General features: G+C 63.5%; 8 protein-coding genes and 1 tRNA gene. 2 read left to right on the forward strand and 7 right to left on the reverse strand.

All coding sequences use genetic code 11. From position 1 onward, the window contains the following. Nucleotides 1–605: 605 nt before the first annotated feature. Entirely contained in the window at nt 606–13,832 is a 13,227-nt protein-coding gene (locus KW821_RS09440; protein WP_218291255.1) for a retention module-containing protein, read from the forward strand. Nucleotides 13,833–14,295: 463 nt separating this feature from the next. Here KW821_RS09440 and glpC read toward each other — a convergent pair whose 3' ends face one another. From glpC to KW821_RS09460, 4 genes are all read right to left on the reverse strand, one after another. Continuing rightward, a complete protein-coding gene (glpC, locus tag KW821_RS09445) occupies nt 14,296–15,498 on the reverse strand; it encodes an anaerobic glycerol-3-phosphate dehydrogenase subunit GlpC (RefSeq protein ID WP_218291256.1) in 1,203 nt (400 codons plus the stop codon). A 103-nt stretch (nt 15,499–15,601) separates the two neighbouring features. Beyond that, on the reverse strand, nt 15,602–16,879 hold the full coding sequence (gene glpB / locus KW821_RS09450) for a glycerol-3-phosphate dehydrogenase subunit GlpB (RefSeq protein WP_218291257.1): 1,278 nt from the start codon (nt 16,877–16,879) through the stop codon (nt 15,602–15,604). Then, entirely contained in the window at nt 16,876–18,576 is a 1,701-nt protein-coding gene (glpA, locus tag KW821_RS09455) for an anaerobic glycerol-3-phosphate dehydrogenase subunit A (protein ID WP_218291258.1), read from the reverse strand. The genes glpB and glpA overlap by 4 nt, the downstream gene beginning before the upstream one ends. A gap of 214 nt (nt 18,577–18,790) precedes the next feature. Beyond that, entirely contained in the window at nt 18,791–19,246 is a 456-nt protein-coding gene (locus KW821_RS09460; RefSeq protein ID WP_218291259.1) for a YchJ family protein, read from the reverse strand. A 271-nt stretch (nt 19,247–19,517) separates the two neighbouring features. Here KW821_RS09460 and KW821_RS09465 point away from each other — a divergent pair, with 271 nt between their 5' ends. Continuing rightward, nucleotides 19,518–20,729, forward strand: coding sequence for an ROK family transcriptional regulator (locus tag KW821_RS09465; RefSeq protein WP_042652310.1), 1,212 nt, complete (start codon nt 19,518–19,520; stop codon nt 20,727–20,729). Between the two features lie 161 nt (nt 20,730–20,890). On the opposite strand, the gene KW821_RS09470 is transcribed toward KW821_RS09465, so the two are convergent. From KW821_RS09470 to KW821_RS09480, 3 genes are all read right to left on the reverse strand, one after another. Then, nucleotides 20,891–22,276, reverse strand: coding sequence for a transglycosylase SLT domain-containing protein (locus KW821_RS09470; protein ID WP_371317604.1), 1,386 nt, complete (start codon nt 22,274–22,276; stop codon nt 20,891–20,893). Between the two features lie 347 nt (nt 22,277–22,623). Continuing rightward, nucleotides 22,624–24,309 carry an aspartate:alanine antiporter gene (locus KW821_RS09475; protein WP_218291261.1) on the reverse strand — a complete coding sequence of 562 codons (1,686 nt, stop codon included), beginning with the start codon at nt 24,307–24,309 and terminating at the stop codon, nt 22,624–22,626. 772 nt (nt 24,310–25,081) lie between these two features. Then, a tRNA-Asn gene (locus KW821_RS09480) sits at nt 25,082–25,157 on the reverse strand. Nucleotides 25,158–25,223 lie beyond the last annotated feature (66 nt).

Genomic DNA, 25,223 nt, shown 5'->3' on the forward strand with positions numbered 1-25,223 from the left:
CGATTGCTCGAGGGGGATGATACCAAATGGGTAATATGGATGATGATTAATCACCGGCGCCTTTGCGCTAGATCAATTGCCGATGCAGGCAAATGCCAGAAATGAGATCCAGGTTTAATTCTTTAACTGTATTGAGGCTTTAGTGCCGAATGTCGCGCCGCAATGAGAGACGTGCAGGTAGAGGAGGGACGCAGGCGCTGCCGATGGAGGCCAGGGGCGTGCGGGCTGTGTTCGCCTCTCTGAATCGTCAGGCCTGTTTGAATTTAAATTCACTTTCCATGCCGCTTGGCAGGGGCTCCAGTCAGGCTGTTGAAATAATGGAGAACCATCTCCGAATGAGCTCGATGTCAGTAGTTGTCGTATAAATGGGTGCCAAGAGAGCCATGTTCGGTGCCAATAGCGGCTAAATTAATCACTCCAGGGTTATTTTGCGCTGACGCGAACGTTTTGCTGAATTAAATAGGACGTTAGAGGGGGTTTTCTTTCGATATTTTCGAAAATGTCGAAGGGATCTCTGCGGCTCGAGACGGTAAAATAGCCGTCTATTTACCACGCCTTCCTTCATATCAAGACGAAGGAGTCCGTGTTCATGAGTTGGAGGATATATGGCTGAGCTGCGAATCGAGAAACCGACCCTTATCACGCAACTGGAGGGCACCGTGCTTGTCATGGATGCCGACGGCTCCACGCGCCGTGCCACCCTGGGGATGCAGTTGCAGCCTGGCGAGCGTCTGCTCGCCGAATCCGATGGGCGATTCGAGCTGGCCGATCCCGCCGGCGAGACTCATGAACTTGCTCAACCCGACCCGGTACCGGGGGCGCAGACCGCCGCGGTGGATCCCGAGCTGGCCAGCCTGCAGGAGGCCATCCGCCAGGGGGCCGACCCGACCGCGGTGTTTGAAGAGACCGCGGCCGGCAACGCGGCCGCCGCCACCGGTGGCGGTGTCGTCGGCTCCAGTGCCGGCGGCTTCGTGGTGGTGGACAGAGCCAACGATGCCACCTTGGCCGAGGCCGGGTTTGATACCGACCACCAGCTCCTGCCTCAGGGCAATGACGATCCTTACGTGGAAGATCAGGATCAGGTCGCCGAGATCACCATCACCGAACCCCAGACCCTGGACAACATCATCAATGCCGACGAGGCCACCGGGGTCATCATCCGCGGCACGGTCGAAGACGTCGAGGTGGGCCAGACCGTCACCGTTACCCTGATCGATCAGGATGGCAATCGCCTCACCACCACCACTGTGGTGCTGCCCGGCTTCGTCTGGGAGGCCGATTTCGGTGACGTCACCGGTAAGCTGGTGGACGGCCCCCTCAGCATCCAGGCCGATACCCAGGATGCGGCAGGCAACCGGGCCAGCGATCTCGGCCAGACCCTGCTCGACACCATCACCACCATCACCCTCGACCTGAGCGACGAGAGCGACACCGGCGCCAGCCAGGTGGACGACCTGACCCGCGACACCACCCCGCTGCTGCAAGGCAAGGGGGAGCCCGGCGCCACCGTCACCCTGAGCCTGGGGGGCAAGGTTCTGACCGTGCTCACCGTCGATGGCAACGGCAACTGGCAATATCAGATCCCCAGTGACATGGCCGACGGTGCCTATGATTTTCGCGTCGACTCGGTCGACATCGCGGGCAACCGGGCCAGCGACATCCTGACCGTGACCGTCGATACCCGGGCCGGTATCGACATCGACGATCTCGACACCCAGAACATCCTGGGTCACGACAACGTCACCCTGAGTGGCAGCACCACCCAGGTGGAGGCGGGCCAGAGCGTCACCATCACCCTGATTGGCCAGAACGGCCAGACGCTCTACAGCGGCGCTGCCCTGGTGGGCAGCGACGGCCGCTGGCAGCTGAACGGGCTGGACCTCTCCAGCCTCTCAGGCCCCTATGAGGTGCGGGCCGAGGTGACCGATCTCGCGGGCAACCGGGTGATCGACGGTGCCCCGCTGATTGGTCAGAGCGACACCCTGACCCTGTCCGAGGCCGACCTGGCCGACGGCCCCGTCAGCGCCACCGGCTCCCTGCATACCGGCGCCGGCATGGATGGCAATCTGCAGGTGGGCTTCGCCGCGGATCAAGGCGCGCTCCAGGATCTGGGCCTCACCAGCCAGGGCTCGGCCCTGAGCTATCAGCTAAGCGGCCAGACCCTCACCGCCACCGCCGGCGGCGCGACCGTGTTCACCCTGACCCTGGCCAATGACGGCAGCTACCGCATCGTCTGGAACCAGAGTCTGGATCACGGCCAGGACAGCCTGAGCCTGCCGTTCTCGCTGGAGTATCGCGACAGCGACGGGGACCTGGTCAATGCCAACCTCGATATCAAGCTGGTGGACAGCACCCCGCCCGACTTCACGCTGACGCCCATCACCCTGACCGAGGATGCCTTCACCGATCAGGGGGCCGTGGTCGGGCAGAGCCAGTTCCTGGTCGGCCATCAGGCCGATCCCCTGCTGGCGGACTCCGTCGCCTTCGCCGATCAGGCGGGCACCCTGGCGCGCCTCAATGGCAGTGATCTGCGTAGCGACGGTCATGCGCTCAGCTTCGAATTCAGCGGCGATCGCCTGCTGACCGGTTATTACCTGGATGACAACGGCAACCGGGTGGAGGTGCTGAAGGCCGAGCTGAGCGCCAGCCAGTCGGGCAGCGACATCGAGGGGAAGGTCACCGTCTCCCTCACTGCCCCGCTCGATCACCAGGGTAGCGATGAGCTCTCGTTGGGGCTCTCCGTCTGTGCCAAGGAGATCGACGGCGACGAGACCCGCGCCGATCTCGTTGTGACCATAGATGACGGCATAGATCCCAGCCTCGGCCTCGACGCCGGCATCAGCCTGCAGGAAGGCGGCCCTAGCCAGAGCCTGGACGGCCAGTTGCCGGTCCATGTGGGCAGCGATCGTCTGGTCTCTTTGAACTTTGAGGCGAGCCAGCCTGGTCTGGACGATCTGACCAGCGGCGGCAAACCGACCACTTATCAGGTGAACGGCAATCAGATCACCCTGCTGGATGCCGGCGGCAAGACCGTCTTGACCGTGACCCTGGATCTGGATGGTAAATACCATCTCACCCTCGACGGGGTGCTGGATCAGCCGGTCAATACCAACAGCGTCAACTTGGGGCTGCAGGTGCAGGGCACCGATTTTGACGGTGATCAGAGCAACCTCGGCACCTTGAATATCGCCATCACCGACGGCGCCCTGCCGGGCGTGGATGCGGTCTCACTGAACCTGGTGGAAGACAGCGATTGGAGCGCGGGTCAGACCCTCTCCGGCGATCTCAACATCAGCGCCGGCACCGATCCGCTCGCCAATATCAGCTTCGACGCCAGCCAGCCGGGCCTGCAGGGGCTCACCAGCGGCGGTGCGCCTGTGCTGATCAGCGTCAGCGGCAACAGCATCAGCGGCAGCGTCAACGGCCAGAATGTCTTCACCCTGATCCTGGATCAACAAGGCCACTACGTCTTCACCCTCAACCAGCCGCTGGATCAGGGCAGTGCCGACAGTCGGCTTTTGGCGGGCTTCACCCTGACCGATTCGGATGGTGACAAGGTCTCCTCTTCCCTGAGCGTGTCTGTCGGCGATGGTGCCAACCCGGTGATCAGCGCCGTGACCGGCACCAGCCTGACCGAGGCGGATCAGGGCGATGGCGCCGTGGTGGGCAACATGAGCTTCACCGTGAGCCACGGCTCCGATGCCCTGGCACCCGACAGCCTCAGGTTTGACCTCGGCGCCATCCAGCAGAGCCTGGACGGCAAGTTCAGCAGTCACGGCAGCCCGATCACTTTCAGCCTGGATGCCGATGGCTCCCTGGTGGGCACCAGCGCCGACGGCCGTGAGGTGCTGCGCGCCGAGCTGAGCCTGGTGGATAACAACGGCAACTGGAGCGTCACGGCCAAGGTGACCCTGAGTGGCGAGTTGGATCATCAGGGCAACGAATCCCTGGATTTGCCGCTCAACGTGACCCTGACCGACAAGGACGGGGACAGCGCGTCCACCACCTTGCCGCTGGTCATCAAGGATGGCAATGCGCCCGGCTTCGTGGCGGGCAGCGGGGTGAGCCTGGATGAGGGCAACCTCGATGGCAGCAATGCCCTGACCGGCACCGGCCACTTCAGCGTCAACGCCGGCTCGGATAGGGTGAGCGAGGTGTCGTTTGCCGAGGTCGCGGAGCAACCGGCGCTGACCGCGCTGGGGCAGCAGGTCAAGTACGAGCTGGTCGATGGCGACCCCAGCATCCCTGGTAACCAGATCCTCAAAGGCTACGTCGAGGTCAATGGCCAGCGCATCGAGGTGCTGGAGGTCGAGATCAGCGGCGACCTCAAGGGCGCCGCCAGCAACGACTTCGATTACAAGGTGACCCTGTTTGAAGGGGTGCACCAGGCCAATGGCAGCAGCACGACAGAACTGCCGTTCAAGCTCAATATCGTCGACAGCGACAAGGGGGCTGGCAACAACGACAGCACCACAGGCACCCTCAACGTCAGCATCGGGGAAGGGGACAAGCCGATCATCTCCCTGACCGGGGTTAACTTAAGTGAAGGGCGCTTCGACGGCGCCGCCAGCGGCGTGACTGCGGATGATCAGCACGCCACCGGCACCCTGACCATCACCGCCGACTCGGATCCCGTGGTGGACGTGCGGCTGACCCTGAGTGGTCAGGTGGTCGATGCCGGCGGCCAGCCCATCACCCACAACGGCGAGACCTTGACCTGGCAAGAAGTGCCGGGCAACAACGGTCATAGCTTCCAGGGGTTGACCGCGAGCGGCACCCTGGTGCTGACGGTGACCCTGCCGAGCGTGCCGGGTCGCATCGAGGCTCACAGCTCGGCGACCCTCGACTACGACATCACAGTCCACACCAACCTGGATCACGGCGCGAGCGACAACCTTGAGCTGACCTTGCCGCTGCAGGTGACCGACAGCGACGGCACCCTGATCAACGGCGACACCACAGTGGTGATCACCGATGCCGCCGATCCCAGCCTTGGTATCGATGCCGGCATCAGCCTGCAGGAAGGCGGCCCTAGCCAGAGCCTGGATGGTCAGCTGCCGGTCCATGTCGGCAGCGATCGTCTGGTCTCTTTGAACTTTGAGGCGAGCCAGCCCGGTCTGGACGATCTGACCAGCGGCGGCAAACCGACCACTTATCAGGTGAACGGCAATCAGATCACCCTGCTGGATGCCGGCGGCAAGACCATCTTGACCGTCACCCTGGATCTGGATGGCAAGTACCATGTGCAGCTTAATGGCGTGCTGGATCAACCGGTCAATACCGACAGCGTCAACCTGGGGCTGCAGGTGCAGGGCACCGACTTCGACGGTGATCAGAGCAACCTCGGCACCTTGAATATCGCCATCACCGACGGCGCCCTGCCGGGCGTGGATGCGGTCTCACTGAACCTGGTGGAAGACAGCGATTGGAGCGCGGGTCAGACCCTCTCCGGCGATCTCAACATCAGCGCCGGCACGGATCCGCTCGCCAATATCAGCTTCGACGCCAGCCAGCCGGGCCTGCAGGGGCTCACCAGCGGCGGTGCGCCTGTGCTGATCAGCGTCAGCGGCAACAGCATCAGCGGCAGCGTCAACGGCCAGAATGTCTTCACCCTGACCCTGGATCAACAAGGCCACTACGTCTTCACCCTCAACCAGCCGCTGGATCAGGGCAGTGCCGACAGTCGGCTTTTGGCGGGCTTCACCCTCACCGATTCGGATGGCGACAAGGTCTCCTCCTCCCTGAGCGTGTCTGTCGGCGATGGTGCCAACCCGGTGATCAGCGCCGTGACCGGCACCAGCCTGACCGAGGCGGATCAGGGCGATGGCGCCGTGGTGGGCAACATGAGCTTCACCGTGAGCCACGGCTCCGATGCCCTGGCACCCGACAGCCTCAGGTTTGACCTCGGCGCCATCCAGCAGAGCCTGGATGGCAAGTTCAGCAGCCACGGCAGCCCGATCACCTTCAGCCTGGATGCCGATGGCTCCCTGGTGGGCACCAGCGCCGACGGCCGTGAGGTGCTGCGCGCCGAGCTGAGCCTGGTGGATAACAACGGCAACTGGAGCGTCATGGCCAAGGTGACCCTGAGTGGCGAGCTGGATCACCAAGGCAACGAATCCCTCGATCTGCCGCTCAACGTGACCCTGACCGACAAGGACGGGGACAGCGCGTCCACCACCTTGCCGCTGGTCATCAAGGATGGCAATGCGCCCGGCTTCGTGGCGGGCAGCGGGGTGAGCCTGGATGAGGGCAACCTCGATGGCAGCAATGCCCTGACCGGCACCGGTCACTTCAGCGTCAACGCCGGCTCGGATCGGGTGAGCGAGGTGTCGTTCGCCGAGGTCGCGGAGCAACCGGCGCTGACCGCGCTGGGCCAGCAGGTCAAGTACGAGCTGGTCGATGGCGACCCCAGTATCCCTGGTAACCAGATCCTCAAAGGCTACGTCGAGGTCAACGGCCAGCGGGTCGAGGTGCTGCAGGTCGAGATCAGCGGCGACCTCAAGGGTGCCGCCAGCAATGACTTCGACTACAAGGTGACCCTGTTTGAAGGGGTGCACCAGGCCAACGGCAGCAGCACAGAGCTGCCGTTCAAGCTCAATATCGTCGACAGCGACAAGGGGGCTGGCAACAACGACAGCACCACAGGCACCCTCAACGTCAGCATCGGCGAGGGGAACAAGCCCGTCATCACCCTGACCGGGGTGACCCTGAATGAAGGGCGCTTCGATGGCGCCGCCCACGGTGCGACCGGTGATGATGAGCATGCCACCGGCACCCTGACCATCACCGCCGACTCGGATCCCGTGGTGGATGTGCGGCTGACCCTGAGCGGTCAGGTGGTCGATGCGAGCGGCCAGCCCATCACCCACAACGGTGAGACTCTGACCTGGCAGGAAGTGCCGGGCAGCAACGGCCATAGCTTCCAGGGGCTGACCGCCAGCGGCACCCTGGTGCTGACGGTGACCCTGCCGAGCGTGCCGGGTCGCATCGAAGCCCACAACTCGGCGACCCTCGACTACGAGGTCACAGTCCACACCAACCTGGATCACGGCGCGAGCGACAACCTTGAGCTGACCCTGCCGCTGCAGGTGACCGACAGCGATGGTTCTGTGATCAGCGGCGACACCACAGTGGTGATCACCGATGCGGCCGATCCTCTGATCTCGGCCATCGACTCCGTTCGGGTCGAAGAAGCGGATCTGGATGCGAGCGGTTCCCAGCATCCGGGCACCACGCCAGCCGAGAATGGGGAGGCTGCCGGTGGCAAGGTGACCATCGGCGCTGGCTCGGACAGGATTGCCTCCCTCGAGCTGGACGTGGCGGCCTTCAACCAGGCCAACCACCTCACCTCGGAGGGCAAGGAGGTCACCCTGGCGGCCCATAGCCCGGGTTGGTATCTGGCCAGTGCCGAAGGCGGCAAGCCGGTGTTCTGGGTGCATCTCGACGTCAACGGCAACTACAGCTTCCATCTGGTGGGTCAGCTCGATCATGGCTCCCAAGGCAAGGACGAGCTTGGCATCGAGCTGCCGCTGTTCGTGACCGACTTTGATGGGGATCGCAGCCCCAATGTGACGGTCGAGGTGACGGTGCAGGATGACATGCCCATCGGCACCGAGCTGGCTCACAACCTGAGCGAGGCCGGCAGCGTCGTGAGCGGCGATCTGTTGCCGCCGGCCAACGAGGGGGCAGATGGTGCCAGGGTGGCCTCGGTCACCGTCAACGGTCAGGTCCATGACATCAACGGCAGCCTGACCCTGGAGGTGATGAGCCCGGATGGCAAGCAGGTGATGGGGTCGCTGACCATAGGCCAGGATGGCAACTACAGCTTCACGCCAAGGCCAGGATTTGATCACGATGATGCCAGCCTCAGCCAGCGCATCACCGCCCAGATCGTCGATGGCGATGGCGACACCGCCAAGAGCACCCTGACCCTCAACCTGCAGGATGAGGCGGTGCGCTTCACCGTGAACGGGGCTACGGGCCAGGAAGATCAGGGAGCGCAGGATCCGAGTCAGGGCATTGCCATCCACATGAACCTGGATATCGGCGACTTCGACCGAGGCGAGCACGTGGATCAGCTGCTGATCCAGGCCCCGGCCAACGCTCACGGTACCTTCTACTACAACGGGGTGGCGCTCACCACCACGGCCGATGGCAAGTGGTTTATCGTGCCGCCCGAAGCCATGGTGACCACGGACAAGGTCAACTACAGCACCTCGGGTCTCAGCTTCGTGCCGGCGGATGACTGGTCGAGCTGGAGCAACAACAAGCAACCGCTGCACTTCCAGGTGCAGGTGCAGGTCGGGGTGACCGAAGGGACGCCGCCGCCCGCCGTGAACGGCGATCTCGCCATCACGGTGCAGGGCATCGCCGACAAGCCGGTCTGGGTCTCTGGCAGTACCGATCAGCATTACAGCATCAACGAAGACGGCAACGGCATAGCGCTCAATGTGAAGGCCGAGCTGACTGACACTGATGGATCCGAGACCCTGAGCTACCAGATCCACTGGGAGTCCGGTCATGGCAGCCTGACCCTGAACGGTCAAGTGCTCCAACCCGGCAGCAATGGGCTTTACACCGTCAAGGCGGGCGACATCAACAAGATCACAGTGGTGCCCGACAAGGATTACAGCGGCGACATCAAGCTCACGGTGACGCCGGTCAGTACCGAAAAGGCGCCGGTTGTCAGCGGTCAGGACAAGGCGCTCGGCGATCCCATCGAGCTGGTGATCAACGTCAATCCGCAGGCGGATGACGCCAAGCTCAGCATCCGTGATATCCAGGGCAAGGAAGACAGCCAACTCGATCTGGGCAGCAAGATCTCGCTCGCCCACCTCGGGGATCTGAGCGATGGCTCCGAGAAACTCTTCGTGCGTATCGAAGGCCTGCCCGCCGGTGCCACTTTGCTGCTCGGTGGCGTGGTGGTGAGTCAGGATGCCAAGGGTTACTACGAGGTGCCCTACGATCGCATCGGCGAGCTCAAACTGCAGCCGCCGAAGAACAGCAACGTCGACTTCGATCTCACCATCAAGGGGGTGGTGAAAGACTCGGCGACCCTGACCGATGCCAATGGCCAGACCCATATCGTGGTCAGCGAGAAGGAGACCGGCTCCCAGAGCCTGCACGTGGATCTCATCGGGGTGGTGGATCAGCCTCACTTCGATCTCGGCACCACCGGCTGGACGGCCGAGGGCAATGGTTACACGACCACCATCCAGGAGGATGGTCGGGCGCCGCTCGACTTCAGGCTCGAATCGGGGGAGAAGACAGATACTCCGCTGGATAACTCCGAGAGCCTCAACCTGGTGCTGGAAGGCTTGCCGGAGGGGGCCAAGGTGTTCGATGGCAACGGCAACGAGCTCACCCTGACCTTCGCCGGGCTCGACGCCCAAGGCAAGCCGACCTACCAGGTCGATGTATCGGATCTGGGCAACCTGCAGATCCAGCCGCCGGCCAACAGCACCGCCGATATCCACCTCATCGCCCACGTGGTGGTGACCGAGAACGACGGCGACAGCAAGGGCTTCGATGTGCCGCTCACCATCAAGGTGGAGCCCGAGATCGATGCCGGCAACTATGACAAGAGCAGCCATGGTCTGGAGGATCAGTTTGTCGTGCTCGACTGGCATCCAGATCTGACCGACGGCGCCGAGCAGGTGACCCACCTCAGTCTCTCCGGCATCGAACCCGGCTATGAGATCTGGGTAACGGATGCCAAGGGTACCCATCAGCTCAACCTGAACGGTGGTGCCGTCGACCTGAGCGATGTGGATCTGCAGAGCCTGCTTAACGGCGGAAAGCTGTTGGTGAAGGCGCCACAAGACAGTGACAAGGACACCAATATCCAGAGTCATGTGACCGTGACCCAGCACGACGTGGATTCCAGCGTGGTGGTCGATAAGGTGATCGACGGCCAGCTGCATGTGGATATCCAGGCGGTGGTCGAGCCGGATGGCAACCTGGTGCAGACCGGCGGGACACTGGAGAGCCCGGATGGTCACGATATCCCGCTGGGCGGGGTGTTTGAATTCCAGGATCTGGATCCGAGCAGCGTCGAGACCATCGACTATCTGGTCATCAGCGATCTGCCGCCCGGTTTCGTGGTGGTGGGGGGGATCAGCGACGGCAAGGGCAACTGGACCGTGCCCAATGGTGCCCTGGGCAGCTATGCCCTGCATGCTCCCAATGGCTTTACCGGCAAGGTCGAGTTCAAGGTGAGTGCCCTGGTGCATGATCTCAGCGATGACGGCGACGTCAGCGCCTCGGTGCGCAAGGATCTCAATGCCAGTGCCGACTTCGGTCCCGTGACCACCCCGGATCAGAAGGCCGCCGATATCGATTTCGACAACAGTGCCCCCATCACAGGGGTGGAGGATCACGGCGTCAACTTCGGCAGCCAGCTCAAGAGCATGGTGACCCTGGGCTCGGTAGACGGCGGCGATGACGAACTCAGCATCGTCATCACCGGCTTGCCGCAGGGCGTGAGCGTGCAGGGGCTGACCTTTGACTTCGCCAACGGCGAGTACCTCATCAAGCTGCCGGGTGGACTGGACGACCTCGACAAGCTGACCCTCTCCCTGCCAGAGGACTATGCCGGCAACGACCTGGACTTCAACGTGCGGCTGGTCAACACCGACACGGTGAGCGGGGATACCAAGGTGGTGGAGAAGGATGTTTCCCTCTCCATCACCCCCGAGGTCGACATCAACGGCGGTGCCGATGGCCTGCCCGAGCTGCAACTGCAGATCAAGGATGTGAATGGCGACGGCCAGCCTGACAACCTGGAAGACACCGAGATCCACCTCGATCTCTCGGTCAAGCTGGCGGACATCAGCCCCACGGTGGCCGACGGTGGTCTGGAAACGGTGGAGTCGGTCACCCTGACCGTCGATGCCAAGTACGGCCATTTCCTCGATGGCAACGGCCAGCCGACCAACAGCCTGGTGGTGAAGGATCCGGCGGCGCTCAAGGATCTGGTGTTCGTGCCCAGGGAGCACTTCAGCGGCCAGGTGCCCCTCGATATCAAGGTCGATATCCTCGACACCGCCACCACAGGCGAGGATCGCGGCAGCTGGAGCGGCCAGGTGGGCTTCGAGGTCAAGCCGGTCAATGATCCGGCCAATATCAGCGTGCACGACGTGAACGGCAACGAAGATGGCCGCGTCAGCCTGGCCGGCTTCGGCGCCAGCCTGATCGACAACGACGGCTCCGAGCAGATAGTGGCGTTGCAGATCAAGGGGGTGCCGGATGGCTTCACCCTGTCGGCTCCCGCGGTCAACAACGTTGGCGGCGTATGGCAGGTGCCTGTCGGCACCGACTTCGCCAAGCTGAGCCTGATCCCGCCGGCGAACTTCAGTGGCAGCCTGGATCTCGGCCTGAGCGTCTTCACCCTGGACAAGGGGCTCACCGTGCCCCTCGAGACCAGCGGGAACTTTACCGTCACCGTCAATCCGGTGGGGGATGCCATCATCGCCGACATGCAGGACAAGGCGAGCGGCACCGAGGGGGATGTGATCACCCTGAACCTTGGGCTGGAGACCCGGGATACCCAGGCCACCGGCGGCAGTGCCGGCAACGTCCATGAGAATGGCCCCGAACAGGTGCGAGTCACCCTGGAAGGGGTACCCGACGGCGCCGAGATCCGTCTGCCCAGCGGGGTGGACGGCAGTGTCGTGGATCTCGGCGGCGGCCGCTGGCAGATCACCACGGATGGCGGCAAGCTGGACGCCATCGAACTGGTGACCAACGATGCCAACGGGGTGCTGGACCTCAAGGTGACGGCCCAGAGCCTGGACAACGGCGCCCTCGGCCCCGAGGTCAATGGCCACATCCAGGTGGAGGTGAGCGCGGTCAACGATGCGCCCATCAACCTGCTGCCCAGCGATCCCCAGGTGGCCCAGGAGGACAAGCCCTTCACCATCCAGGGTTTGCAGGTCAAGGACGTGGATGCGGGCAGCGGCAACATAGAGGTACGCCTCTCGGTGAACCATGGCACCCTGACCGTGCTCAATGCCGCCGGGGTGGCGGTGAGCGGCGACGGCAGCGGTTCCTTGGTGCTCAACGGCACCCTGGCCCAGATCAATGCCCTGCTCAATGGCGGCATCGACTATAAAGGCAGCGCCAACTTCCATGGCGACGATGCCCTGACCATGACCACCAACGATCTGGGCAACACCGGTAGCGGCGGCGCCCTGAGCGACAGCGACGTGCTGCCCATCGAGGTGCAACCGGTCAACGACGCCCCGGTCAACCTGTTGCCCACCGAACCCCAGATAGCGCAGGAGGACACGCCTTTCCGCATCCAGGGACTGCAGGTGAACGACGTGGATGCGGGCGGCAGCCCCATCAAGGTGACCCTGTCGGTCATGCACGGCATCCTGGAGTTGCCGGCGGGCAGCGGCGTGACGGTGACGGGGGGCGGCAGCGACACCCTGGTGTTGAGTGGCTCCCAGGCGAACATCAACGCCCTGTTGGCGGGTGGCGTGACCTATCAGGGTGAGCAGGACTTCAATGGCCAGGATGCGCTCACCATGGTCACCGACGATCTGGGCAACACCGGCAGCGGTGGCGCCCTCGGCGACAGCGACGTGCTGCCCATCGAGGTGCAACCGGTCAACGATGCGCCGATCAACCAGGTACCGGCGGCCATGTCGGTGAAGGAGGATGGTTCGCTGTCGCTGTCCGGCATCAGCGTGAAGGACGTGGACGCGGGCAGTGCGCCGCTCTCCATGGTGCTGCGGGTCGAGCACGGCGTGCTGACCCTGCTGGGGGCGGCGGGCGCCGTCTCGGTGCAGGGGGCGGGCACCGGCGAGATCACCCTGGTGGGCTCACTGAGCGACCTGAACAGCCTGATCAATGGCAGCCTGCATTACGAGCCGGCCAAGGACTTCTGGGGACAGGACAACCTGACCATCACCACCTCGGATCAGGGCAACAGTGGGTCGGGTGGGGCGCTGACCGACAGCACCCAGGTCGGCATCCAGGTGACCGCCGAGGCGGACGATCCGCAGCTTAGCCTGGGTACCCACGATATCCACGCCCTGCAGGGGGCCTGGGTGCCGCTCAACCTGAGTGCCAGCGTGGCCAACCCGGCGCCGGGTGAGCTCTCGGTGCGGATCCAGAATCTGGGCGGTGCCCAGGTGGTGGACGAGCATGGCCAGAGCGTGGGTCATGCCGACAGCAACGGTGACTGGTTGCTGCCGATGGATCAGTCCGTGCCTATCTATCTCAAGGATCTGCCGATGGGGGATCACGCCCTGACCCTGAGCGCCGAGTCGAGCGCGGGTGGCTCGACCCTCAGCTCGACGCCGGATACGGTCACGGTCCACAGCCAGAGCGGTCACGATCTGCTGGGCTCGGATCAGAATGACTGGCTGTTTGGCTCCAGCGGCGACGATCGGATTCTGGGCGGCCTGGGGGATGACGTGCTCAGGGGCGGCCATGGCAACGATATCCTGACCGGCGGCGCCGGCAGCGATCTCTTCGTGTGGGGCAGTGGCGATGAGGGGACGACGGGGCAACCGGCCATCGACACCATCACCGACTTCCACCCGGAAGAGGGGGACAAGATCGACCTGGCGGATCTGCTGCAAGGGGTGACCGACAACAGCGTGGATGGCTTGCTCAATCACCTCTCCGCCAGCGTGGCCACCGGCAGTGGCGGGCTGAGCGACGTGAGCCTGTCGGTCTCACCGGCGGGGGATGGCCAGGTGACCCAGCAGATCACCCTGAAGGATGTGGATCTCAACAGCTGGAACCTGAGCGGTTCCTCCTCCCACGACATCCTGCAGTCCATGCTGGATAACCACAGCCTGATCATCCAGCATCCCTGATGCATCAGTGAGTATGAAAAGAGCCGGCACTTGCCGGCTCTTTTGTTTTTCTGCGTGGATGCGTTGTTTTGCTTCTTTCGTCGGGCCTGCACCTGGCCCTCGAGTCGGTGAGACCAGCACGGCGATACCTTGGCGTGCTGGTCTTGCTATCTCTCTGCCTATGCCTCCAAACAACCTGTCATGCCAGCTCTCACTCCAGCGCCTGCGCCAACAGATGGGTGGGGTGTTCGCAGCGGTAAATCGGCGTGCTCATCTTGATTCGCTTGTTGCCATGCCAGCTCTCACTCCAGCGCCTGCGCCAGCAGATGGGTGGGGTGTTCGCAGCGGTAAATCGGCGTGCTCATCTCGATTCGCCTGTTGCTATACCAGCCCTCATATCAGCGCCTGGGCCAGCAGGTGGATGGAATGCCCGCAGCGGTAAATCGGCGTGCTCATCTCGATTCGCCTGTTGCCATGCCAGCCCTCACACCAACGCCTGCGCCAGCAGATGGATGGGATGCTCGCAACGGAAGGCGGTGCTCATCTCTATCTGCCACTTGCAGGTCTCGCAGTCGGTGATGACGAGATCAGGCTTGAGGCGGTTTATCTGATCGAAGAGCCCTTCGCCTATGGCCTGGCTGGTCTGGTAGTTCTCCGACTTGAAGCCATAGGTGCCGGCGATGCCGCAGCACTGGGACTCCAGTACCGTCACCCTGACCCCAGGAATGGCGCGCAGCAATTCGAGCGTGTAGATGACGCCCCCCATCTTCTCCATGTGGCAGGGGGTGTGGTAAGCGATGTGCAGATTGAGCGGCTTCATGGCCGGCTTGTTGCCCCGGTAAAACTCGTTCCACAGGAAGCGGGTCACCAGCGAGATGCGATCCCGCACCTTGTGGTTGTCCTGCTCCAGCAGGTGGGGGTATTCGTCGCGCAGGGTGAAGCCGCAGGTGGAGGAGGTGGCCAACAGCGGCATCTCGTTGCCGAGCAGGGTGTTCTCCAGCTGCTGGATGTTGAAGGCGGCCTGGCGCTTGGCCTTGTCCATGAAGCCGTTGGCGATGAGCGGCACGCCGCAGCACTTCTCCCGATCCAGAAGTTGCACGCCTATGTTCATGGCGTTGAGCACCTGCACCAGCTCCTTGCCGAGCTGCGGGTGGTTGTAGTTGACGTAGCAGCCGTGGAAGTAGGCTATCTGGCGCCTGTAGCTGGCCTGGGTGGCCTTCTGCTTCTTGTACCAGCCACGGAAGGTGCCCTGGGAGTACTTGGGCAGATCGCGGTGGGAGGAGACGCCGAGCGCCTTGTCCAGCACCAGCTTCATGGGCTTGAGGCCGGTGGTGAAGTTGACCAGGGGCGCCATCAGGGTGGACATGCCGCCCATCAGATCGGTGTGGGAGAGCACGAACTCGCGGATCCCCGGCTTGAAGCCGCTGTACTTGTCCTTGGCCTTGGCGATGATGTCGCCGATGCGCACCCCGCTCGGGCAGGCCACCTCACAGCGTTTGCAGTTGGTGCAGTGCTTGAGGGCGCTGTCGAACAGCTCAGGGCTCTTGATCCGCAGTCGCTCCCCGTCGGGACCGGCCTGTTTCGGGCCCGGGTAGGCGGGATTGGCCTTGGCCACCGGGCAGTAGGCGGTGCAGACGGTGCATTTGATGCACTGATCGAAGGTTTGATTGGCGTGATCCAGTAGCATGATTTACTCCTCCCGGGCCGGATTGAAAGCGCAAGGGACGCGGCAATGGGATTGTCGAGCAGGCAGCGGGCTGCCCGCAGTCAGGAAATGCAGGGTGGGCATCTCACACCCCTGCCAGAATATGGCCGGCAGCCTGCCAGCCGGTGGCGACGGCGACCCCGGATCCTGACCCCTCTCGCACGGGGTCGTAATGGGCCAGCACGCTGCCGGCGCCATAGAGGTTGACGAGGGGCTTGCCGCCGCGCAGCACTCGCAACTGCGCGTCCGTCTTGACCCCGAAGCCCATGAAGGGGTGATGGTCGAACAGGCGGCGGCCGGCCCAGGCGTCGCGCTCGGGGAGGCTCAGCACGTCGGCATCGAAGATGGGCTCGCGAATGCCGCCGAGGCGGGATTCCAGGCCACGGCTGAAGAAACTGCCGGAGGCGAGCACGAAGTGGTCCGCCTCGAACAGCTGATCGTCGCCGTTCTGGCTATGAACCCCGATCACCTTGTCGTCGTCGAAGCGAGCGCCCAGCACCCGCTCGCTGGTGAGGAAGGTGCCGCCGAGCGCCATGAAGCGGCGCTTGAGCGCCTCCTGCATCCGCATGCCGATGAGGGAGGGCGGCATGGTGGCCACCTCCTTGATGGTGCAGCCGGTGCGCTGCTCCAGCTCCGCCAGGTGCGGGCCGACCAGGCCGAGGGAGAGGCAGGCGGGCAGCACGATATGACGGCAGCCCGGTTCGCCACACTCCTGCACCATGCGGCCGATCTCGCGGGCCAGATCCGCCAGCAGATCCTGTTTGTCGTGCTGCTGTTTATCGAACAACCGCGCTATGTCGGCGGAGCGAAACTCGTGGGGATTGCGGCTGAACTCCGCCAGCTGGGGCAGGCGAATTTCGCCCGTCAGGATGCGGCAATGGGCGAAACGTGGCTGGGCCGCGAGATTGGCCGCCGCCAGCGCCGGGTGGAAGTCGCGAAAGCCGGCCAGGGTGGCCAGCAGGATGGCCGCGGGGGCCGGGGCATCGGTCAGGCAGGCGCAGGTCGCGGGCGAGAGCCAGGTGGACTTGAGGGTGCCGATGGGAGTCAGCCGCTGGTGATTGCGCTCCTGGCGAAACAGCGGCAGGCCCTCTTCCGCGCAGTGGCGCTGCAGATCCGCGAGGCTCGCCTCTATGTTGGCGAGCCCCACCTTGCCGTAGGGATGCTCCGGGTGCGCGGCTAGGAAGGCGGGCAGGGCGGCGCGGGGATCCCCGTCGCTCTCCAGCAGATCGATGGAGCCGGAGGAGAAGTGCAGGGCGCTCTGGCCGGAGGCCATCAGCAGCGTCTTCTGACCCGCTTCGGCCAGGCGCAGCGCCGCCGACAGGCCCGCCATGCCGCCGCCGATAACGATACTGTCGAATTTCATGATGGCTCTCCTTGAGTCGATAAGGCCTGGCTAGCGTCCTCTTTGGCACTCTTGGCCGCCGTGTCGAGCGGGAAGGGGGGCTCGGCCACCAGATGGGGCGCTGTCCACTCTCCCAGGCCAAACAGCCCTTCGTAGATCCAGTAGGTAAACTCCGCCTCCCGCAGGGCGTCCCCCCAGAGCACGGGGCGGGTGCCCTTGTAGCGCTCCTCCAGGAACTGGCGCAGCATGACGCAGGCCTGGCGGCCATCCGCCTTGCCGTACTCCTGCATCAGGCCGGCGGCGCGATAGGCGCACAGCTCACCCTGGCAGGGGCCCATGCCGAGGCGGGTGCGGCGGCGCAGATCCACCAGGTTGTCCACGTCCAGCTCGCGCAGGGCGTATTCGATCTCGCCCGCGGTCACCATCTCGCACTCGCAGATGAGGGCGTTGGCCTTGGGGTTGTCGCGGAAGAAGGCGATGACCCGCTCGCCGTGGCGATACTGGGCCGAGCCCTCGACCGGGGCCGACAGGCCGGGGGCCGAGACCTTCTCCGGCTCCCGCGAGCCGGGCAGGCTGAGCTCGGCGGTGAGGCAGGGGGCCTTGTTGCCGATCTTCTTGGCGATGAGGTCGGTGGCCATCTCCGCCATCAGCCGGTAGGTCATCAGCTTGCCGCCGGTGATGGTGTTGAAGCCCTGCAGGCCGTCGCGCTCGCCGTGATCGAGCAGCACTATGCCGCGGCTGATGTTGCGGCCGGTCTCGTCACCGTCCACCGCCACCAGCGGGCGCACTCCGGCGTAGGCGCGCAGCAAGCGGGTGCGGGCCATGATGGGGGAGAGCTTGATCCCCTCGCGCAGCAGCACCTCCACCTCTTGCGGATCCACGCTGAGCTGGTCGATCTTGTGGTAGTCGATGCGACTCGAGGTGGTGCCGATGAGGGAGATGGTATCGCCCGGCACCAGGATGTCCGCATCCGCCGGCTTGCGGGCGCGGTTGAGCACCAGCTGGTTGATGCGGTAATCCATGATGAGCAGGGAGCCCTTGGCCGGGAACATGCGGATGCCGAGATCCGCGTATTCGCAGATCTGCTGGCCCCAGATGCCGGCGGCGTTGATCACCTCCTGACACTCCACCTCGAACGCTTCGCCGGTACGGGTGTTGATCGCTTTGACCCCGTGTACCCGATCCTGACTGCGCAGCAGCCCCAGCACCTTGCTGTGGGTGAAGATACGCGCGCCATGTTCTTTGGCATCCAAGACGTTTGCGGCGGCGAGGCGGAACGGATCGACCGTGCCATCCGGCACATGGATGGCGCCGATCATCGCCGGGTTAGCGTTGGGTTCGAGCAGCAGCGCTTCGCGGGGATCAAGCTGGCGGGTGTCGATGCCCGCCTGGGCGCAGGCGGCCATGAAGGTGGTTTGAAAATGGATGTCATCTTCCGGCAGGGTGACGAAGAGGCCGCCGGTGTCCTCGACGCAGTGGCTGGCGATCCGCTTGAGGATGCGGTTCTCCGCAATGCACTCGCGGGCGGATTCCGGATCCGTCACCGCGTAGCGGGCGCCCGAGTGGAGCAGACCGTGGTTGCGGCCGGTGGTGCCGGCGGCGATGTCATCCCGCTCCAGCAGGATGCAGTCGATGCCGCGCAGCGCACAGTCGCGCATGATGCCGGCGCCGGTGGCGCCGCCGCCTATGATGACGACTTGTGTGGTTATTCTTTTCATTCTTGCCCGTCTCATCTCGTCCAGATGGGGCCAGTGTGGCGCCTCTTGCGGCAAAAATGTTTGATATGGGCCAAGTTAATGTTCGCAAACGCTCACAAAAGGCGAGTGAATGAGCAAATTGTGACTTTTGTCACATCGACCTAACAGCCCAACACCTGACAGCCCAACAAGAGAGGGGCCCTGGGGCCCCTCGTCACATGGCGTGCGGCTCAGCTCAGCCGCAGCATTTCTTGTGCTTCTTGCCGCTGCCACAGGGGCAGGGGTCGTTGCGGCCGATCTTGAGCGGCGCCGGATCCTGCTCGCCATCGGCGTAGACCCAGCGCCCCTGATGGCGCACGAAGCGGGAGCGCTCATGCAGGCAGTGACGCTCATCCTCCTCCTTGAACCAGGCCCTGAACTCCACCATGCCGGTGTCGTCCGCGGGGCCGCCCCGGGCGGCGAGGATCTCCAGCCCGTCCCATCGGGTATCGGTGTGGGAGAGCTGATCCGCCGTCAGACCACCGAGGTGATCAGGATGCCAGCTATGAACCAGGTAGTCGCCGAGCCCCAGCACGAAGGCGCTGTAGCGCGAGCGCATCAACTGTTCCGCGCTGGCGGCCGGCTGACCGTCATGGAGTGGGCCGCAGCACAGCGCGAGTGAGAGGGAAGAACCGCAGGGACAGGTGCTCATGAGTCAGCTCATAGGGTCAAGAGTGAGGAGGACGGGATTGTAGCGAAAGGGGCCCCCGCTCGGCCAGTGCTCAGCGCCGGTTTGCCGGCCTGACCGCCCTGCCACGGGGCGACTTGGCCGGCATGGGCGATAAATTGCGCCGGCCTGGCTCCCCCTCTCGTTAGCCGTCACGTTTTTGCCGTCAGGTGGGGATTTCCCGCCAGCAAATTTGGGGATCGGCGCAGAATGTGGGAAAATCTGGGCATCCGCTCTTTTCGTTAACCCATACCCTATGAATGAGATCGTGAAAGGCAGTATCGATTTGATCCGTCAGCTCAACTATGGCCTGGTCTATGCCAGCCTGGAGGAGCACAAGGAGCTGTCCCGTACCGATCTGTCCCGTTTGACTGGCCTCTCGCCGGCCAGTATCACCAAGATCACCCGTGAGCTGCTCGATGGCGGCCTGGTGGTGACCTGTGGCGAGAGCTCGGTGGGCCGTGGCCGGCGCCAGACCCTGCTGCGCATCAACGAGCGCCGTTTCCAGTTTCTCTCCATGCGCCTCGGCCGTGGTTATGTGGACATGGCCCTGTTCGATCTGGCGGGCCGCTCCCTGGCGCGCCATCGCCACCTGTTCAGCGAGGCGGAGCGCGCCGATCTGCTGGCCAGCCTGGTGCGGGCCATCGACGGTTTCCTGCCGAAGAAGTCCCTGCGGCTGGCCTGCATCGCCCTCTGCCTGCCGGGGCAGGTGGAGCGCCACTCCGGCATGGTGAAACACTTCCCCTTCTACGATCTGCGCAACTGGCCCCTGGGCCCCACCCTGCAGCAGGCATTCGAGGTGCCGGTGTTGGTGAGCGGCGACGTGCGCACCTGGATCCAGGCCGAGCGCGAATGGGGCGCCGCCAAGAACTGCGCCGATGCGGTGCTGGTGTTCGTGCACAACGACATCGGGGTCGGCATGGTGGTCAACGGCCAGCTCATCGAGAGCGAGTCGGCCCTGCTCGGCGATCTCAGCCATCTGCAGCTCGAGCCCTACGGCCAGCGCTGCTATTGCGGCGGCTTTGGCTGTGCCTGCACGCTGGTGACCAACCAGGCGCTGGAGGCGCAATACCGGGATCTGCGCGAGCGCATGCAGGAGCACGATCTGCCGGCGAGCGTCAATATCCGCGAGCTGTGCGAGCTGGCGCTGGCGGGCAACAGCCTGTGCCAGGACATCTTGCATCAGGCCGCCGGCCGGCTCTCCCGGGTGCTCTCCAACCTCATCTGCCTGCTCAACCCGGGCAAGCTGCTGCTGGGGGGGGAGATCACCCGCGCCGATCGGCTGCTGTTCCCCATGTTGCATCAGTCGCTCGCCAGTCAGCTGCCGGCCGAGTACTTGGTGCGCCTGCAGATCGAGTCCACCCACTTCTACGAAGACCCCACCAAGCCCACCTCGGTGCAGGTGCACAAGGCCCTGCGCGACGGCAGCCTGCTGCTGGACCTGCTGCGAGGTGACAAGGAGGCATGAGACTCGGGTTGCAAAGACGCTTCCTGCCTTCCTGCCTGCCTGCCTGCACTGGTCTGCTTGCTGCCATTGACCGGCTCGGCGCGAGCCGCTGTCCATCTTTAACGGAGCCGGGCTCTTCTCTTGAACAGAGGAGAGCCCGGCCTGGTGTCACTGGGTCCTGGCTAGGATTTCTCTGCCCCTGAGACCGGCTTGTCCGCCGCTTCCTGCTGCTTGATGGCGTCGGTGGCTTTCTGCTTGAGGGTGACCTGCTCCATCACCAGCTTGTAGGCGATGTAGTACTTGTAGATGTTGCCCACATAGGTCACGGTCTCGGGGCCTATCTTCTCCGCCGCCACGTACTCGACGTTATGGAACCAGACGTTGGGATCCAGCCCCCGCTTCTTGGCCTCGGCGCGCAGCCGTGCCACCCGGGCGGGGCCGGCGTTGTAAGAGGCAAACGAGAACAAGGCCTTGTCGAGGGCGGTCATGGGCTCGTCCGCATAGTAGTGGTCGATCATCCAGCGCATGTATTTGACGCCGCCGTGGATGTTCGGCTCGAGCTGACGGATGTCACCCACCTTCAGCCCCTTCCCGGTGGCGGGCATGATCTGCATGATGCCGATGGCGCCGACCCGGCTGCGGGCCTTCTGATTGAGCGCCGACTCCTGATAGCCCTGGGCCGCGATCAGCAGCCAGTCCACGTCGAAGCGCTCCCCATACTGGCGAAACAGCTCCACCACCTGCAGGAATTTCTTGCGCTCGGCCTCGGCGGCGGCGCTCTTGATGAACTTGTTCTGCTTGAGATAGCGGGCCAGGAGCGCTTCTCCCGTCGACTTGCCCCGCAGCGCGGCTATCTGCTCGTTGAGCATGGCGAGCAGTTGGGGGCTCTCCTTGCGCACCGCCCAGGCGATGATACCGCCGTCGCGGAATACCGGCTCTTCGTGGATCTGGATAGCCGGGAAGATCTTCTGCCAGAAGCGGGCCTTGTGTTCATCCATGACGATGAAGGGCAGCAAGCCCGCGTTGACCATCTCCACCAGATCTTCATCCTCCAGCACCTCCGAGGCCGGCTGGATGTCGATGAGCGGTTCGCCCGCCTCCTTGCGCGCCTGGTTATAGGCGACCAGGCTCTCGAAGTAGCTGGAGGAGGGCCTGACATAGACGCTCTTGCCCCCGAGATCGGCGGCGCTCTCCACCTTGGGGGAGTCCGGCCCCGAGATCAGCAGCTCGCGCACGTTCTCCAGCAGGGGGGCGGTGAATTCCACCCCCTGTTGCCTGCGTTTGTCCGTGATGGTGAGGTTGGCGGCGGCGATATCACCCTTGCCCTCCATGAGGGCCTGGAGCAGGGCCTCGCGGGCGACCGGGATGAAGACGAAGTTCAGCTTGAGGTGGCGCTTGATGGCCTTGTCCTTGCGCAGCTGCTCGTTGAAGCGTTTCTCTACCTGCATGAAGGCGTCGTAGGTGATCCCCCGTTGCACCCCCTTGTGGATGAAGTAGCCGGTCTTGTTGTAGGTGGTCAGCACCCTGATGGTGCGTCGCTCCAGCATGGCATCGAGATCCCCCAGCATGGGTTTGGCCAGATCCTCGCTGGCGAAGATCAGGGCGCTGCGATCTTCTTCCTCATTCTCCTTGGTCGTTGTCTTGTCGGCGTCGGCACTCCAGGCCGGCAGGGAACCCAGTACCCAGATCATGACAATCCATAAGTATTTCATGACGATCACCTCACTCATTTCATTGAGTGTAAGCGGCGGGCCGAGGGCGCTTTAGCTCATTGGGTTTGATCGCGAGAAGCCGATAGCACGATTCTCACTATCAAATGGGGGTGGGTCGTCTGATGGGATGGGAGGAGAGTGGACCATCCTCCAAATGAAGAGGGAGCCTGCAGGCTCCCTCTGTCGATGTGCGTCGGCCCGGGTTAGAACCAGAAGCCGATGATGAAGGAGCCCGCCAGGGTCAGCATGACGTTGGCCACCGCATAGGTACCCGCATAGCCGAGCGCCGGGATGGAGCTGTTGGCCGCCTCGTTCACCACGTCCATGGCCGGGGCGCAGGTTCGGGCCCCCGTGATGGCGCCGAGCAGCAGCGCCGGGTTCATCTTCAGTACCCAGACCCCGAACAGGTAGCCCACCAGCACCGGCAGGGTGGTCACCAGCATGCCGGAGAAGAGCACCACCACCCCCACCTCGCTGAGGTGATCCAGGATGCCGCCACCGGCCTTGAGGCCGGTGCTCACCATGAACACCGCCAGACCCAGATCCTTGGCCAGGCGCAGGGCGCCGGGCGGCACATAGCCGACGGTGGGGTGGTTGGCCCGCAGGTAGCCCATCAGGATCCCCGCCAGCAGCAGGCCGACCGCGTTGCCGAGGCCGAACTCGATCTGGCCGAACACCAGGGAGACGGAGCCGATCAGCAGGCCCAGCACGAAGAAGGTGGTGAAGGCCACCAGATCCGTGGTCTGGCTGTGGATGCTGATGAAGCCTATCTTGTTGGCCAGCAGCTTGACCCGCTGCTTCTCGCCGCTGATCTGCAGCACGTCACCCTTCTGCAGCATGATGTTGCGATCGAACGGCATCTCGATCTGGGAGCGCACCACCCGGTTGAGGAAGCAGCCCTTCTCGGTGAGGTTGAGCTCCACCAGATGGCGACCCACCACCGCATCGTTCTTCACCACTATCTCCTCGGTGACGATCTGCAGATCCAGCAGGTTGCGGTCGAACACCTCCTTGCCGTTGCGGTAGTTGACGTCCAGCTTCTCGTGGCTCTCCGGATAGCCGACCAGGGCGATCTCGTCTCCCTCCTGGATGACGGCATCGCCATCCGGGCTCGCCAGTATGCCGTTGCGGCGGATCCGCTCCACATAGCAGCCGGTGTGGGGATAGATGCCGGTCTCGCGCAGGGTGCGACCACCGATCCAGGCCGCGAGCTCGGGGCCGACTCTATAGGCACGGATGATGGGCAGATAGGTCTTGCGGCTCTCGTTATCGGACAGCCCCCGCTCGCGGGCGATCTTCTGGGCCTCGGTGTTCAGATCCAGCCGGGCCAGAGACGGCAGGTAGCGCACCACCAGCATCAGCCCCACCAGACCCACCAGGTAGGTCAGCGCATAGCCGATCCCCATGTTGTCGAGCACGGACTGCATGTCGGTCTGATGGGGCAGGTTGAGCAGGCCGCTGCGCAGGGCATCCTGGGCCCCGACCAGCGCCGGGGTCGAGGTAAGCGAGCCCGCCAGGATCCCGGCCGCCATGCCGGGTCCCAGGTTGAAGAACTTGGCCAGCCCCACCGTCAGCAGCAGGGCCGTCAGCAGGATCACCAGGGTAAGGGTGATGTAGTGGATGCCATCGCGCAGGAAGACGCTGAAGAAGTGGGGCCCCGCCTCTATACCGACGCAGAAGATGAACAGCATAAAGCCGACATTCTCCGTGGTGGCGGTGAATTCGAAGCCCATCTGGCCGAACAGCAGGGCGGTGAACAGTACGCCTATGGTGTTGCCAATCTGGAAGTTGCCGAGACGTACCTTGCCCAGCAGCAGGCCGAAGGCCAGTACCACGAACAGCAGCAGGGAGTCGCTTTGGTGTAGCAGAGTCACGAAATCTATGGTCATGCCCGGAAAAACCGAGGAAAAAAGTGGGGCCGATATTGTGCCGTATCCCTCACCAAGAAAGAAGCGTCAAAGCGGATTAATAGACAGTTAAGTGGCTCCCCTCCTGTCAGGGAATAGGAGAGGGGGGTATCGGGGGCGAAAACCCTCTCTTTCGCACTGCCGATCCCGTTGTCAATTAGTGATTTCTGCTATCAACGGGGGAGAGGGCTTGGCCCCTGTGGACAATTTATTACCTGCTGCAAGTGGCACATCTGAGCACGCTTTTCAGCATATTTGACTGAGGGGAGCCGGGGGCTGTCCGACACCGTTCCCGGCCATGACCCGGATGGTGACCCATGCCATGAGGCATGGCGAAAAAAGCACAGGACCAAGGGGCCGGAATGTCAGCATTCGACCCATTTAGGGGGGGTGGCAAAAACAGCAGAAAATGGGGAAGAAGGGCGCAACCGGTGCCCGGTCGGCGGGACAGGCTGCCAACCTAGGCCGCGACTGGCTTTGGTCGACTTACCCACAGAAACTGTGGATAACCCTGTTCATGAAACTTGGCGATCAGCCTGCAGGCCGCGCCAATACTGGGATGCAAGCACTGTTCAAAAAATACCGAAAGAAAAATGTTTCTATAAAAATCATATAGTTATACGCAGCAGAACAAAACGCTGCTGGTCGGGGGGAGGGGATCAAATGGGAGTGTCACCGCGAGGCGCGGCTTGTGCATTAAAATCGGCAGAGGAAAGCACTAAAGTGGATAACTTGCACCGAGATGGTGAGGAATTGGCTCCCCCGACTGGACTTGAACCAGTGACATACGGATTAACAGTCCGCCGTTCTACCGACTGAACTACGGGGGAACATCAGGCAAGGAGACGCACTATACAGAGCTCGCTTTTCGGGGTCAATAGCCGCTTGGCCATATG

Origin of the sequence: Aeromonas sp. sif2416 (assembly GCF_019218665.1) — a bacterium.
Lineage (GTDB): Bacteria > Pseudomonadota > Gammaproteobacteria > Enterobacterales > Aeromonadaceae > Aeromonas > Aeromonas encheleia.

Coding starts and splice junctions, on each gene's coding strand:
- KW821_RS09470 (WP_371317604.1), bottom strand. CDS start 22,276: ATGCTGGGGGATCTCGATGCCATGCTGGAGCGACGCACCATCAGGGTG.
- glpC (WP_218291256.1), bottom strand. CDS start 15,498: ATGCTACTGGATCACGCCAATCAAACCTTCGATCAGTGCATCAAATGC.
- KW821_RS09465 (WP_042652310.1), top strand. CDS start 19,518: ATGAATGAGATCGTGAAAGGCAGTATCGATTTGATCCGTCAGCTCAAC.
- glpB (WP_218291257.1), bottom strand. CDS start 16,879: ATGAAATTCGACAGTATCGTTATCGGCGGCGGCATGGCGGGCCTGTCG.
- KW821_RS09460 (WP_218291259.1), bottom strand. CDS start 19,246: ATGAGCACCTGTCCCTGCGGTTCTTCCCTCTCACTCGCGCTGTGCTGC.
- glpA (WP_218291258.1), bottom strand. CDS start 18,576: ATGAAAAGAATAACCACACAAGTCGTCATCATAGGCGGCGGCGCCACC.
- KW821_RS09475 (WP_218291261.1), bottom strand. CDS start 24,309: ATGACCATAGATTTCGTGACTCTGCTACACCAAAGCGACTCCCTGCTG.
- KW821_RS09440 (WP_218291255.1), top strand. CDS start 606: ATGGCTGAGCTGCGAATCGAGAAACCGACCCTTATCACGCAACTGGAG.